General features: G+C 49.7%; 12 protein-coding genes and 2 pseudogenes. 4 read left to right on the top strand and 10 right to left on the bottom strand.

What is annotated here, in order from left to right; all coding sequences use genetic code 11:
- From ACW14G_RS08940 to ACW14G_RS08930, 3 genes and pseudogenes are all read left to right on the top strand, one after another.
- Positions 1-207, top strand: a pseudogene (locus ACW14G_RS08940) (ABC transporter permease); the annotation flags it as partial.
- 28 nt (positions 208-235) lie between these two features.
- The gene (locus ACW14G_RS08935; RefSeq protein WP_167576639.1) at positions 236-1,126 is read left to right on the top strand and encodes an ABC transporter substrate-binding protein; all 891 of its coding nucleotides are present in this window, start codon (positions 236-238) and stop codon (positions 1,124-1,126) included.
- A 55-nt stretch (positions 1,127-1,181) separates the two neighbouring features.
- Positions 1,182-2,498: an LLM class flavin-dependent oxidoreductase gene (locus tag ACW14G_RS08930; protein WP_249022274.1), complete on the top strand. Its 1,317-nt coding sequence runs from the start codon at positions 1,182-1,184 to the stop codon at positions 2,496-2,498.
- A gap of 4 nt (positions 2,499-2,502) precedes the next feature.
- On the opposite strand, the gene ACW14G_RS08925 is transcribed toward ACW14G_RS08930, so the two are convergent.
- Positions 2,503-3,303, bottom strand: coding sequence for a phosphate/phosphite/phosphonate ABC transporter substrate-binding protein (locus ACW14G_RS08925; RefSeq protein ID WP_249022275.1), 801 nt, complete (start codon positions 3,301-3,303; stop codon positions 2,503-2,505).
- Positions 3,296-4,267, bottom strand: a complete 972-nt coding sequence (locus tag ACW14G_RS08920; RefSeq protein ID WP_249022276.1) for a fatty acid desaturase — start codon at positions 4,265-4,267, stop codon at positions 3,296-3,298. The genes ACW14G_RS08925 and ACW14G_RS08920 overlap by 8 nt, the downstream gene beginning before the upstream one ends.
- A 179-nt stretch (positions 4,268-4,446) precedes the next feature.
- Here ACW14G_RS08920 and ACW14G_RS08915 point away from each other — a divergent pair.
- Positions 4,447-4,745 (top strand): annotated as a pseudogene (locus ACW14G_RS08915) (LysR substrate-binding domain-containing protein); the annotation flags it as partial.
- Positions 4,746-4,826: 81 nt separating this feature from the next.
- Here ACW14G_RS08915 and ACW14G_RS08910 read toward each other — a convergent pair.
- From ACW14G_RS08910 to ACW14G_RS08875, 8 genes are all read right to left on the bottom strand, one after another.
- On the bottom strand, positions 4,827-5,663 hold the full coding sequence (locus ACW14G_RS08910) for an alpha/beta fold hydrolase (RefSeq protein ID WP_163449526.1): 837 nt from the start codon (positions 5,661-5,663) through the stop codon (positions 4,827-4,829).
- A gap of 548 nt (positions 5,664-6,211) precedes the next feature.
- Complete coding sequence (locus ACW14G_RS08905) at positions 6,212-6,478, bottom strand: hypothetical protein (protein ID WP_163449527.1); 267 nt, start codon at positions 6,476-6,478, stop codon at positions 6,212-6,214.
- A gap of 645 nt (positions 6,479-7,123) precedes the next feature.
- Entirely contained in the window at positions 7,124-7,792 is a 669-nt protein-coding gene (locus tag ACW14G_RS08900) for a Crp/Fnr family transcriptional regulator (protein WP_223803976.1), read from the bottom strand.
- A gap of 29 nt (positions 7,793-7,821) precedes the next feature.
- On the bottom strand, positions 7,822-8,301 hold the full coding sequence (locus ACW14G_RS08895; protein ID WP_163449528.1) for a hypothetical protein: 480 nt from the start codon (positions 8,299-8,301) through the stop codon (positions 7,822-7,824).
- Complete coding sequence (locus tag ACW14G_RS08890; RefSeq protein WP_419057668.1) at positions 8,298-9,077, bottom strand: winged helix-turn-helix domain-containing protein; 780 nt, start codon at positions 9,075-9,077, stop codon at positions 8,298-8,300. The genes ACW14G_RS08895 and ACW14G_RS08890 overlap by 4 nt, the downstream gene beginning before the upstream one ends.
- A gap of 17 nt (positions 9,078-9,094) precedes the next feature.
- Entirely contained in the window at positions 9,095-10,282 is a 1,188-nt protein-coding gene (locus tag ACW14G_RS08885; protein ID WP_223803975.1) for an HD domain-containing phosphohydrolase, read from the bottom strand.
- A gap of 50 nt (positions 10,283-10,332) precedes the next feature.
- Positions 10,333-11,511, bottom strand: a complete 1,179-nt coding sequence (locus tag ACW14G_RS08880) for a fimbrial protein (protein WP_419057666.1) — start codon at positions 11,509-11,511, stop codon at positions 10,333-10,335.
- Between the two features lie 24 nt (positions 11,512-11,535).
- A complete protein-coding gene (locus tag ACW14G_RS08875; protein ID WP_455648562.1) occupies positions 11,536-14,043 on the bottom strand; it encodes a fimbria/pilus outer membrane usher protein in 2,508 nt (835 codons plus the stop codon).
- Positions 14,044-14,059: the final 16 nt, after the last annotated feature.

The following is a 14,059-nucleotide window of genomic DNA, read 5'->3' as shown; positions in this document are numbered from 1 at the left end:
TCCCCCTGGGGGGGGGGCGCGGCTTTCGCCGGGTGGGGTGGCCGCGGCCGCTTCCTGATTGATGGTCTTGGGCAGCGCGATATACCGCAGGTTATTGCCGGCTCCCTTGTGGTGACGCTGCTGGCACTGGCCTGCGAGGGGATATTTTCACTTATCAACAACGTGTTATTTCAGTCAAAGCTCGCATCTGCAATAACGGAATCATGATAAAAACCACCTGCAAAAAAGAGGCTCTATGAAGCAATCATTATGGCAAGCGTTTAACCGCCGTGGATTTAAATTATCCCTTCTGGCGGCAGGATTATTCAGCTTAAGTTTTACCTCCCTGGCGGAAACCGTCACCATTGGCGGGGCGAACTTTACCGAAAGCTCCATTCTTGCCAATATTTACGCCAGCGCATTAAAGAAAAATAATATTGATGTGAAAACGCGGCTTAATCTGGGTAACCGAGAAATTATTATTCCGGCCCTGAAAAGCGGTGAAATAGATATTGTCCCGGAATATCTCGGCGCACTGTTGAATTACTATGACACCAAAACCCTGGCGACCACCCAGAGTGACGTCAGCGCCGGGCTGGCAAAAGTGCTGCCGGCAGAATTCACGCTGCTCACCCCCTCTTCCGCAAGCTCCGTCACGGCCTGGGCTGTCCGCGCCGAAACGGCCAAAAAATACGGCTTAACCAAACTCTCCGATCTGACGCCTGTTGCACACGAGCTGGTGATCGGCGGCCCGCCGGAGTTTCCGGTTCGCGCCCTCGGTTTGCCGGGTCTGAAGCGCGTCTACGGCCTGGAGTTTAAAGAGGTGAAATCCCTCGACATGGGCGGGCCGCTGTCCCGTCTGGCGCTGAACTCCGGCAAAATTGACGTGGCAACGGTGGTATCCACCCAAGGCTCGCTCGCCAAAGAGGACTGGGTGGTGCTGGAAGATGATAAACACGAACAGCCAAGCCAAAACGTTGTCCCGCTGGTTCGCAAAGCGGCGCTGACGCCAAAAATCGACGACATCCTCAATCAGGTGTCTCACAAGCTGGATAACACCGCTCTTGTCGAGCTGAACAAGCAGGTCGACCTCCAGCACAAGGATCCTGCTGCCGTGGCAGAACAATGGGTCAATACCAACCTTTAACGCATTTAATTATCCAATGGCCAGGGATCGGCCACAACCTGACACGGGCCCCACAATGTCGCACAACACCATGATCCTGAACCTGTTCTTTTTCAATCCACAGGGTGATTACCGGTTCTCATGGCGTCACCCGGACGCCCCCGAGCACGAGATTTTCACCCTCAACTACTACACCGCCCTTGCCCGCAAGGCCGAAGCCGCCACGCTTGATGCCCTGTTCATTGCCGACCATACCGGGATCTGGGACAGCGGCCTTGCCCATTACGCCAATGCCCGCCTTGAACCGCTGACGCTACTCTCGGCGCTGGCCGCCGTGACGGACAATATTGGCCTGATGGCAACCGCTTCAACGTCTTACACCGAACCCTATAACCTGGCGCGCTACTTCGCCTCGCTCGATTTCCTGAGTAATGGGCGCGCAAGCTGGAATATCGTGACCTCCTGGCTGGAAGAGGAAGCCGCCAACTTCGGTCTGGATCAGATCCCGCAGCACGGTAATCGTTACCAGCGCGCCGGGGAGTTTATCGATGTGGTCACCCATCTGTGGGACTCATGGGAAGATGGCGCGCTCCTGTTTGATAAGCCGCGCGGTCTGTTTGCCGATGCCGACAAAGTGCATCATCTTAATCATCACGGCGATTTCTTTAAGGTGCGTGGCCCGCTTAACGTGCCACGTCCGCCGCAGGGGCATCCTGTTCTTGTGCAGGCAGGCTCTTCCGAAGCCGGTAAGCAACTCGCCGCCAGCAAGGCGGATATGCACTTTGTGTTTATCAAGTCCATCGAGCAGGGAAAAGCCTACCGCGAAGAGATGAATCAGCGCCTGAAAGCGCTCGGACGTTCGCCTGAAGCCTTTAAAATCATCGCCGGGGTGTTGCCGGTGGTGGTGAATTCCGAAGCCGAAAAAGCCGAGCGCCAGCAGCTTAACGCGCAGCTGATGAGCGATCGGATGGCTATCGATCTGCTGTCGGCTTATCTAAAGCTGGATCTGAGCCCTTATCCCTACGATAAACCGCTGCCGCCGCTGCCAGACGAAGCTAACTTCGACGGTATTCGCACCGTACTGCAACTCATCCGGGACTACGACCCCGCACTGACCATTCTGGAGCTGGGTCGTCTGTTGCTGCAAAGCTCCGACAGCTGGCTGGTTATTGGCAGTGCGCAGGACGTTGCCGACACGCTGGCGGAAATCTATCTTTCCGGGGCAGCAGACGGCTTTAACCTGATGTTCCCGCTACTGCCGGGGGATTTTGATCGCTTCGCGGAACAGGTTGTCCCTATTCTCAAAGCCAAAGGGGTGATGAAAGCCGAATATGCGCCGGGCACCCTGCGGGAAAAGCTGGGCCTTCCGCTGGCCAGAAACCACTTTGCCTGAAGAGCTACAGCCGGGTAACACCGGCTGTTTGCGCCGCCTTGCGCCAGTCCAGTAATAACGAATAAGGCTCGCGCGTCACCTCGCTAAACCCGCCTATCAGCAGCGCGGCACAAATTTTCCGGTATTCCGGCGCACTCACCAGCGTATGAAGCGCCTCGCGCAGCGCAGCAAGGGTGTCGGGAGAAGTTTCCTTCGCGGTGATGAGCGGTAATCCAGGCGCCAGCGGACTTTGGTCGATAATCGCCAGCCCTTCCAGCAACGCGGGTTCATGGCGTTGTAATAGCGCCCAGGTCACGCAGTCGATGGCCGCGATATCCCCTTCACCGTGTTTTACATCGTGAAGCGACTGACGATGGCTGCCGCTCAGGACAACGCGCGAGAAAAAGCGCCCGTTCACCGCCAGTGGCGTCACCATTTTCATGAGTACGTTGTAACCTGACTGCGAATCAGTGGAATTGCACACCACCGCTCGGCCGCGAAAATCAGCAAAGGTTTGCTGTTTATCCTCTTCGCGCGCCACCAGCACGCTGCGGTAATAGATGTTCTCGCAGCCCGGCGCGGTGTAGTGAAAACAACCGACCACCTGAACGTCCAAAAGCTGCGTCACCAGTGGGTAACCGCAGGTCTGGCTCAGGATCAGCTGCGGGTTTTGCCAGTGTGTCACCAGCGCCTCCTGCGGCAACGCTGGCGTGAGGCTCCCTACCGGCACACCCCGGTCAACCAGCAGTTTCTGAACTGCCAGCCACAGGGCATCCGTATCGCGGCGGTTAACGGCGTACATCGGGAATGCCAGCGGATCACTCATGACCGTCTCCTTTATGAATACCCGGATGAACCGTCACATCCACCGGTTTCCCCCAGAAATGGCGTAACCATTCACCGTATCCCTTCACCAGAAAACCGTGGTTGCGCCGCTGATAGGCATCGCGATTGTGCAGATAAATCGCCTTCAGCCCATACCAAGGCACGCCTGGCAGATCGTGATGTACAGAATGATAGTTAAGATTCAAAAACAGGACTCGCCAGAACAGCCCGGCCTCGTTGATGACCGAACGCGCCAGCGGATCGTCCGCAGCCCGATGCTCAAAAAAAGATCGCACTTTGGTCAGCGCCAGCGCGGGGTAACTCACCGCCAGAACAAACCACAGAGGCGAGAAGCCAAGGTGCGACATCCAGCCAAAAAGCACGGCAAGTAAGGCCCCGTGAGTGATCCACATCAGCATGGCCGCTACCTGCATGCGGCGAAAGGCTGACACGGCACTGCCCAGCGTCTGCACGATATCTATCAGCGGCGCCAGCAACAGCCGTCCGATAAAGGTGTTACGCAGATGAATCACCCGCTTCTGCCACGGGCGAAACCGCGCCCAGCTTTCATCGCTAAAGTAATAAGACTCAGGATCGTCCACGGGTACGGTAAGGTGGTCGTTACGGTGATGCGCCAGATGGGAGTCGCGATACAGGCCATACGGATACCAGACCGCCAACGGCAGCGTGCCGAAAAGCTGGTTCAGCCGGGGAAATCGGGTGGGATGTCCGTGGATCAACTCATGCTGTAGCGACATATACCAGGCGGTAAACCCGATAAGCAGCACGGTGGCGGGATATAAACCCAACGTCTGCCAGTTCGCCAGGGTCGCAAACCAGCCGCCATAAATGGCCATCATGATTATCCAGGTCGGGAGTTCGCTGCGCCACAGGATGCTGGTTGAAAGCTGGTGAATATGTTCTCGTTGTTGTTGGTGCAAATAGAGGGAGTTTCGTTTACCCATTCCTTCAGACGCCCTTTCCGCCAGTGTATATATGGCATGAAGATCGGGGATAACGCCTGAAATAACAAAGAACTTAAATCGCTATGCTTTGCCAGAAAAACTGGGGCTGCACCACGCAACATCGGGTTAGCCGCCGGACGATAATCGTTATACGAGCACAAGCACCAGCGGACTAAGCCGCGCATCCGTGTATTGCCTATCAGTTTGGCGACGGAAGTATGTAGCAGTGGGATCTCATCCAGAGTGACTCACCGGCCGCAGGGACAGTGGGCCTTATCTGACAGCTATATGGAAGCGGAAGCGCCCGGCTGAGTCTGGGACTGGCATATGTTCCCCTAGAGCTAGTCGCCGATAATTTAGAGCGCGGGGCGCTTATTCGGGTTTTTTAGGGCGTACGAATGGAGGGACTGTTTCTCTATTATCCGCATCGCAACGTCTCCCTGCCCTCAGGATGGAGATTGAAACGTTGAATATTTGAGCATTTATATGTCTACTGCCTGATGGTGGCGCCGAGACATATAACTGGAAGAGCGCGGGACACGCTCTTCCACTGCACGATTTATGATTTTATAAACGCCAGAATATCAGCATTAATGACGTCCGCATGCGAAGTATGCATTCCGTGAGGATAGCCCGGATAGATACGTAGCGTGCTGTTGCTCAGTAATTTGTCCTGCAACAGAGCGGCGTTTTTATAGGGTACAACCTGATCGTCATCACCCTGCATAACCAGAACGGGTACCGTAATGGCTTTCAGATCGTCGGTCTGATCCGTCTCAGAAAAGGCTTTGATCCCTTCATAATGAGCTTTTGCACTCCCCATCATCCCCTGACGCCACCAGTTATTGATGGTTCCCTGAGAAACCACCGCCCCATCGCGGTTGAATCCATAGAACGGCCCGGATGCCACATCAAGATAGAACTGCGCGCGATTGGCAGCCAGCGCCTGACGAAAACCATCAAAGACAGAAACCGGTGTGCCGCCTGGATTACTGTCGGTTTTAACCATCAGCGGAGGTACTGAGCTAATCAGAACTGCTTTTGCAACACGGCCTTGTGGCTGACCATATCTGGCCACATAGCGCGCAACCTGACCGCCGCCAGTAGAATGACCCACATGTACTGCATTTTTCAGATCCAAATGTTCAACTACAGCCGATGCATCAGCAGCATAGTGATCCATATCATGCCCTTCACTTATCTGGTCCGAACGCCCATGACCGCGACGATCGAAGGCAATAACGCGGAACCCCTGCGCCAGGAAGAAAAGCATCTGGTTATCCCAGTCATCAGCACTGAGTGGCCATCCATGATGGAACACGATTGGTTGCGCTGATTTATCGCCCCAGTCTTTAAAATAAATATTAACGCCGTCTTTTGTGGTTACGAATGACATAGCGGTTACTCCTGTATTTAGATCATCTGGCCTATTGCCTCTCACTTAAGGAATTAAACTACGCCTTGTTACCCGTAACGTATAATTGACTTCACCAATGAATATCATCAGCAGGACCTTTTATTAGTAATGGTTATGTCATCGTCGCGAGGGACCATGCCAGCGAGGGGTAAAAAGTGGATCTTCAGCAACTTGGGTGGAGATTTTCATGTCTCTCAATAACACCATTACTCCAGCTACTGGTGATGGTTTCGCATAGCACCCAAACGTCACGTTCACGCGGGAATACTTTGGCTGAGGTGAATTCGTGTTAATGGCGCAATAGCATGATGCAGGCGGCGCAGCCGGAAAACTGTGCCGCTATTTAGTCACAACTATCTGCGGGATAATGAGTCTGACCGCAAATTTGAGCGTTGAGGCAAGCCGGTTAGATAAGCAAAACTGATACTGATGTCACTGAAAGCACGGTGACGTTTAACATTGCAGCAGGGACATATATTAATTATAACAAACTTTATAGCATCGCCTTTTTTAATAAAGACAGACAACTATGAATAATTTAACGTCACAATCCGGGCTTGACTTAGCCTATTCTTAAAGGTGACGGTGACATGTTTAATTGTAGTCATAATACTGGCACCTTGTTTACTGTGGCAGATATTTTCAACGCCAAACGTCAATGCTTGTTCCACGCATTGCTGCCTTGCTGAAGCAGCATTATCGACTACCATTCCGGATAGATAAATTTTCCCTGCATAAACCGGCGCGTTAACTAAAAAAATCATAAAAGCAGCAATGCTTAATATATTTCTCATTATCATAGCCTCAAACTCAACAGGACAAATACCATACTACCCACAACATCCACTTATTCAAGAGGTTGTTTTGAAATAAATAAAAAATTGGTATTTACGCTTCATTTGACGACAATTCAAATAAATTTAAAATTTATATTTTCAATAAAATAACATTTTCATATCAACCTGGTGATTTAAACTTTATATTCAGAAAGAATCAGACGATAACAGTAAGGTTTCCATCTTCGTAGATGTGTGCACAGAGAAAAGGTGGAAACCGTCTGGAGGCGAGCTTGTTGTATTTTAAGTGTGACAACATCAGAGATGACAGGCCAGTGTGAACGCATCACTGCCATGTTAGTGCGGCAATACGGTAGCGGCAGTCATGCCTATCGACTGTATTTTACCGATATCCCCCTCTCATCATCGTTACCATTCACATCGTTCTTGCAGGCTTCAAAGAGAAGTGAAACGTGATGGTCAACGGTTGCAACATGAGCATTAAGCGCTGACTCAAAACCAATACAGAATTCGGTGAGAAACGAAGTGCATAAATTTTTAGGTGGACCTGCTCATGCGACGAAGCGGTGCGTTGCCGAGTCAGTCATAAAATGACGGGAGTGCGGTGGGAAGAAGCAGGCTTTGCCCACCACGTGATGACTTCTACAGTAAGGTAATCTCTTTCTTATTTACCGCGATGATTTGCTGCTCAACCAGCGTATCAAGCGCCCGCGCCAGCGTCGATTGTGAAATGCCCAACAGTTGCGCTAACTCTTTTTTGTTCAGCGGAAGTTCAAAATCGTGGTGGTCAAAACCATATTCTTTACGCGTATCTGCCATTAGCTGGATGAAGTCGCTGACTTTCTGTAACCCGTCGGGTTTTACCAGCACGCTAATTAACTGCTGCTTTTCTTTGGCGGAGCGTGAAAGTATATGAATAATCAGATTGGTAAAGTCTTGTGTAATCTGACTAATCTGATAAAAGTGACGGTTTTGCAGCTCACAAACTTCTACCTCAGTGGCGGCCTGGACGCTGTACTGATAGTGGCTGGCAAACAGCTCATCCACGCCCACAACCTGGCCGGGAAAGACGACACCCTGGAGGGTATTTTGCGCATCATAAACCTTCGCAATACCGCGCCTCAGTGCATACAATGCGCGAACTGGCGTGCCACTTTGATAAATATACTCGTTTTTTGCTACTCTTTTTTTACGCGACAAATCGTTGATAAACATAGGCTCCTGCCGGTCGAAAAGATACGACTGGCAGGCGGCCGCAAAGCCGCATTTGGAACAATTAACACAATTTGATTTTTTGATTTCTTGATGCACAAGAACTTCCTTGTGATGTTGAACGAACATCAGGACTGAATGACGCAATTCATCAGCGGTGAGAGCGCATTACCGATAGTGATAAAGTTATTATCATTTTTCGTCATATGCATTGAATATTCACCACTGAGAAAGAATATTTTAATGGCGAGCGGGGATAAGTCGGCCGGGACATTATCGTGGGCCATAGTTTCCTGAGAAAGTACTTTCACCCTATAGGAGTTATCTTTGATGTTTGTATAAGTGAATTTTACGTAACGGGATAAAGTATAATTCTTCCCCTGATAACCCATATCGCCGGATAAATTAAATTGCCCTGTTTTATTTTTAGACATTTCAAAAACAATATTACCTTTGAAGCTGAAAGCGTTACTGTCGGTACTATCAGTGTAGGTGAAGTTCGCAAAGCAACGGTCATCTAAATAGGACGAAGAATGATCCATCAATCCCCAGAAAAATGTAGCCGTTAAAGTGGCTATAACCGCAGACAGTGTTAGTGCAAACTTCATTTCATTTCCCAGTTAAATGCGTAATGGTTTTCACAATAGGTCAGCTCACCGACCTCTGAATCCAAAGAACACAATGAATAAAAAATCCGTCCGCGGCTACCGTAAAATACGCTTGGCTGGATATTCACCATCAACTGTGTCGGGTGCTTAAGGCATTTCTCATTTAGATTTGGTTCGGCGGATCGCAGCACTTCCAGTATTCTTTTCCGTGTATCTGCTGAAACATGTTCGTAGGTACTGATAGTGCATTTTTCTAAGTTCCCCATGAAGGCCAGATTGGAATAGCGCTCATTCTTCTGCGAGGGATACCAGACCCACAGATTAGCGATGATAAGCACAATCACGATGAAGGTGGCGAACACGTATTTTAGCGGTAAGGATTTCTTTGGCGTATATACTGGTTTAGGTTCGGCCCGGCCCGGTATCTCGTTGACCGCATCAATTCGCTCAATGTCGATATCCGCAGAAAAGAAAAAACCCACTTTCGGGACAACAATAATTGACTCTTCAATATCAGTGAACGAAGTCAGCGTTTTGCGCAAAATGCTGATGTACTGATTTAATGATGAGCTTGAGCTGGTGTGGCCAACAGACTCCCATACCTGCTCAAGCAGATACTGGCGTTCAAGTACTTCACCGGGTGAGGCGATAAGCAGTGACAGGATCCGGTTCGCCGTATGTGTGAGCTTTTTGCTTTCAGTAAGCTCGTCATCAGGAATGTTCAGCTCCCCGCTTTCCGTATCGTAAACGACTTTATTGGCAATCAAATATTTCATTTTCTGTTCTTACAGACTCAATACATTGCGACAAGTGGCTTCACAGTTGCAATATTATGGTCTAGTAATACCACGATGTCCCGATCCAACCTATAATTCGCCGCCTCTTCACGGAGTATGGTCAGCGCTTTCTCACTTTGCATGCCTTGTCGGTAAGGGCGATTCTCTGTCATGGCAGTAAAAACATCCGCGACGGCAAGAATGCGCGAAGGCATATCGAGCGAGGCTGCTGTAAGCCTGAAAGGGTAGCCGCTGCCATCCAACCGTTCGTGATGATTCGCAGCCCAGTGCACAATGTTGCCAAGCTCTGGAATCGGGTTGAGCATTACCAGCGTTTTATAGCTGTGCTGTTTCATTATCGCGTACTCATCGTTTTCGAGTTTCCCTCTTTTTTCCAGAATACTGAGCGGTGTAAAAAGCTTGCCGATATCGTGAAGGTAGCCAGCAATACATATTTTTTCCTGCATATCGCGATCGTAGCCGTACAGCTCAGCTAAGCGCGCGGCGACATGGGCCACGCTGGTGCTATGGGTGCGAGTAAAGCTGCTGTGGGTATCCACAATTCTGGAAATCAGCTGGCACACCTCCAGAAAGTCATGGTGATCGAGCATGTGGTCGTGTAGCGGGCTGATGGCGTTCAGTACCTGAGGCAGCATGGGGTTACCAAGCCGGAACCAGAAGCCGTCCTCGTTGCTGGATTCCTTTAGTGCATTGATCAACTTTTCTGGCCACTGCTCGGGCAGGAGGAAAAACTGCGTAATAATCTGTTCACGCTGAGCAATAAAGTCGCCTTTAATCGTGCGCAGATAAAGTTCGAACGTGTCCGCCATATGCACAAGATGGTTCACCAGCGGCAGGTTTTCGTCGTTAGTATCGGACCACTTCACATGGTGATTTTCAAGGATCGGCGTGACCGGATTAAGGAAACGGATCCCTGATGTCATCGTTCTCCCCAGTTGTTCATGGTTATCAAGAAAGTCCTCGCTACCGACGGTGAGCCTGGCGCGATCTTTGCTGAGCGCACCGATATCATGAAGCATCCCGGCCAGAAATGCCGTACTGACGGACTGTTGATCAAGCCGGGCATGACGGCTCAAATAATAAGTGATAATCGCCGTTCTTTGTAAGTGATTAACCAGATCTGCAGAAACTGGAACAATAATATTGTGTAATAAATTAAGCACAGTCTGAATTGATATCTTCATGACAACCTTTCACGCTATTCAAAAATAAATAAACTTAGATAAATAATGACCTAATCGTAACCAAGCATAATTTGTGCCGTCGCCACAACTGTGCCGGTACTTAGCGCGGAAGCTTTATAGACTTTGTAATAAGCATGCAGATAAATATATTGAATATCCTGAATGTCATCGTTTTTGGCGATGTCAAGAATTTGCGTCGCGTGTTCCATATCGTTACTACTGGATATTTTAACTTCTTCATAATCGCCCAAAAAATAGCGACTGCGAATGGCAATACCAACGCCACCAGCGGTTGTTTCATCATTAACCATAACTTGATAGCTGGTGTCAGTTGTGAGCAGATCGTTGCTGGACAGCCAGGCTTTAACGTTCCTCGTCGCCGTTTTGACACCTGCAAGGTTGCCGCATTTTAAGGGAATAGTGAAATCAGCCCCATTGGCTTTGCCGTTTATTTTTAGCATATTCAGTGATGCTGGCGGTAATTTTACCGTCATATTATGCGTCATATTGCAGGTAGTCTCTTTGGGTTCAAACTGAATAGTAAGTTTCTCGTAGGCAATAAAATGATCGGTATCCCAGCTTTTGCGAGCGGTGTCCGACATCATGTTATTCCACGCACGATAGGCGTAGGTCTTACTGGACAGTAACGGGCTATCACTGCCAGAACCGGTACCGCTCATCACGGCGGGAATGACGCTCAGCGCGCCGTTATACGTGGTTTTAGTATAGGTAGACACCCCCGTTGGTGGAGTGGTCAACAGCTCCGCGCGCACGGTGTATTGTGTCTGGTAAGCTATCGAGTGAATACCCACGATACCACTGACGGTAACTTTGGTATCACCGGTGATTTGCGCCGTCACTTTAATCCAATAGCTATTCTCACCATCCGCGCTATTAAAGTTAAGATACACCGGGTTGCTGTTAAAACCGGTGAAATAATAGAGATGATCCTGCAACAGCCCGCCGATACCCACATTCCCATAAACACAGGTCATACTGCCGGACCAGCTTGTGGTGTAGGTTTTCTCGACGACGTTTGAGGTCAAAAACTCAGAAGAAAGATTTAACGATTTATCCGCCTCGGCAACGCTGTTAAATAGAATGCCGCTATTACGGCAAGTATCGCCAGTTACCGCTCGGGCCTGAACATCTGCCGCTGCATTGGCATCATGCAGTGGGAGAAATATCAACCAAAAAACAGCTGCGATAATAAATAAATTTTTTCTCATGTTGGTATCATTACTCACATCAGGTTATCGGCAGATATTGGTGGCATTTTCTTTTGGCTGCATAATAACGCAGCTACGCTTTAATTTGCCTTTGCTGGTATTAATACGGATTGTGTCAGGCATCGTGTCAGATTTAATAAACATCTGACTTCCCTGAGACACATAGCCCAGCTCTTGATTCTGGTTATCTGAAACCAGTGCACCGAACGGTAGTTGATCGCCGTTGCTGTCCTGAACATCCAACATAAATACCTTGCGAGTATCTGTTTTATATTTCAGATAAGTGATGCTGCCTTCGTATGGGGCGATATTCAGCAAGTTGCCCTGTAAATCCACATCGCTGCTTTTAGTACCATCCTGTTCGAGATGGAAGTTATTTTGTCGATACGGCGTAGCGCTGGTAACCAAGGCAATACCGTGGTTATTGGTTCGCGTGGATGAGTCACCGTTGACCACAGCATTTTCTACACCGGGGGCTTCAAGAATGACAAAGTTCCGCCCGGTATTTGGTGAGGCTATCACCCCGCCCTGCCACGCCAGAATATTGCCGCTCGCCCCGAGGCTGGTTTGACGATACTCGCGAGCCATGCTTAGCCCGGTGTTAAGGCTGGTGAGACTATTTTTCCAGGAGGTATACAAATCAGCAGACCGTGAATTACCATCGCGATCGTGTGCAAGCATCAGGCTATAATCAACATTTTGCGCGCTGCCGCTCAAACTGACATCAGACGAAGTATACTGCCCCTTCTGAACGCTGGCATGTGTCGCGACGCTGCCCGGAGTCCCAAAGATAGACATCGGGATAGTCACGGATAAATAAAGATTATTTTCCGTATTCCCCCGCGAACGCAGCGAACTGACAACGTTACCTTCGTTATTCGTTTCATAGTCGTAGTAAGACTGCGAAACCTCAGAGCGACGCAGTGAAACGGAGTAATTCACGCTGTTAAAGACGTTACTCCAGGTCAGGTTATATTGACGACTGGTTTTTTGACCGCGCCAGTAATCACGCCAGTACGCCGATAACATAAGGCGGCCAAAATTATCCGGCAGCGGCTGATTAATATTGGCGCTGAAAGCCTGTTTGCTATTCTGCGTTGAGGTATTCGTACCACCGTAGTCCGCGATATTGGTTCGGGTCAGAATATAATCGCTGAACGATGCGTAATCCTGTGTCCGGTAGTAATAGGAAGCCAGCGTCAGGTTAGTTTTGGTCGGGAAGAATTTACTCCATGAGAGCGAATATTTTTCACCATGGCGCTGACTATCTCCCGGCAATTTATATTGTGATGTCTCAGCGGATGCCGATAGCGACCCTGCGTAGGGAAGGGACAGCGCGCCGCCAACCAAAAACGAACGATAGTCGGCATTCCAGATGCTTCCCGCGGTGGCGGTCACATAGTTGTTGATCCCCCGCGAATAGCTGAGTTGAGCGAAGCTGCTATGGTCGTTGATACCACGCATATCCACTTCACCAATGTTGAACTGATAGTCGCTGGTCCCTGGACGAAGCATGTCAGGAATGGAAGAAAAGGGCACCACAAAACGCTCGGTATTACCGCCGTTGTTTTTCACTTCCACAGAGAGATCGCCTCGCGAACCGGTTGGCATTAAATCCCTGATTGAAAAAGGACCAGCAGGAACCGTGAGCTGATGAATAATATGCCCGTCCTGATATACGCTCACGACCGCAGAACTCGTGGCAATGCCGTTAATCACAGGCATATACACACGTTCGCTGTCGGGCAACATCTGGCGACTTTTGTTGAGCGTCAGGCCACGAAAGCGCACGGTATCAAAGTAGTCTGAGGTGGTATAAGCACGGCCAACGCGCATTAGTGCGCCAATCTGCGCAATCGGCTTCTCCAGATAACGGGTTGTATTGACCCAATAGCTTTTACCGAGGTTGCTGTAACGCATCCACGTTGAATTGTCGATGAAGTGCCAGCTGGATAGGTTCAAGCCGCTGTTCAGTGACAGATAAACGTTATCGCTGTTGGTATATCCTTCGCTCAGGCCGTGAAAGTTGTAGTAGTTTACGTTGTAATTGGTATAAATGCCGTTGATACCCTGGTCCCATTTCTGCGGGGAAACCCAGTTACGGTTCTCGGTGATCACGTAGGCCTGCGGCACTTCCAGATCCAGACGCAGCTCGCCCGGCGTCAGTTTGCTTTTCCCGCCGTGCAGTAACGCATTGATATCGATCAGACGCACTGGCGCAGCTTCAACCGCGGCGTCCAGGTCGCTAATTCCCAGCAATGACACATCATCTCGTGAAATCTGTACCGTCGTTTTATCATCGTTGGCAATCGTCATAGCGAATTTGCCGCGCCATGCATTATTCACATAGATATCAAGATCGTACGTACCTGGGGTCATCACCAGTTTTGTATTACTCCAATCCATATCCGCGGAATTACCGACCAGCAGGCTACTGTTGAACGTTTCGCCGTACGCCCCAAAAGAAGAACATAAAGCGAGGCTGACGGAATGAACTAACAGGCTTTTACAAAACAGAAAACTGTTCTTCATCAGAATAGAACCTGGT

The organism is Kluyvera sp. (assembly GCF_965301105.1).
Note: the sequence above shows the minus strand (reverse complement) of the source record. Positions and strands in the feature narration are given on the sequence as shown.

Coding starts and splice junctions, on each gene's coding strand:
- ACW14G_RS08935 (WP_167576639.1), top strand. CDS start 236: ATGAAGCAATCATTATGGCAAGCGTTTAACCGCCGTGGATTTAAATTA.
- ACW14G_RS08930 (WP_249022274.1), top strand. CDS start 1,182: ATGTCGCACAACACCATGATCCTGAACCTGTTCTTTTTCAATCCACAG.
- ACW14G_RS08925 (WP_249022275.1), bottom strand. CDS start 3,303: ATGAGTGATCCGCTGGCATTCCCGATGTACGCCGTTAACCGCCGCGAT.
- ACW14G_RS08920 (WP_249022276.1), bottom strand. CDS start 4,267: ATGGGTAAACGAAACTCCCTCTATTTGCACCAACAACAACGAGAACAT.
- ACW14G_RS08910 (WP_163449526.1), bottom strand. CDS start 5,663: ATGTCATTCGTAACCACAAAAGACGGCGTTAATATTTATTTTAAAGAC.
- ACW14G_RS08905 (WP_163449527.1), bottom strand. CDS start 6,478: ATGAGAAATATATTAAGCATTGCTGCTTTTATGATTTTTTTAGTTAAC.
- ACW14G_RS08895 (WP_163449528.1), bottom strand. CDS start 8,301: ATGAAGTTTGCACTAACACTGTCTGCGGTTATAGCCACTTTAACGGCT.
- ACW14G_RS08890 (WP_419057668.1), bottom strand. CDS start 9,077: ATGAAATATTTGATTGCCAATAAAGTCGTTTACGATACGGAAAGCGGG.
- ACW14G_RS08885 (WP_223803975.1), bottom strand. CDS start 10,282: ATGAAGATATCAATTCAGACTGTGCTTAATTTATTACACAATATTATT.
- ACW14G_RS08880 (WP_419057666.1), bottom strand. CDS start 11,511: ATGAGAAAAAATTTATTTATTATCGCAGCTGTTTTTTGGTTGATATTT.
- ACW14G_RS08875 (WP_455648562.1), bottom strand. CDS start 14,043: ATGAAGAACAGTTTTCTGTTTTGTAAAAGCCTGTTAGTTCATTCCGTC.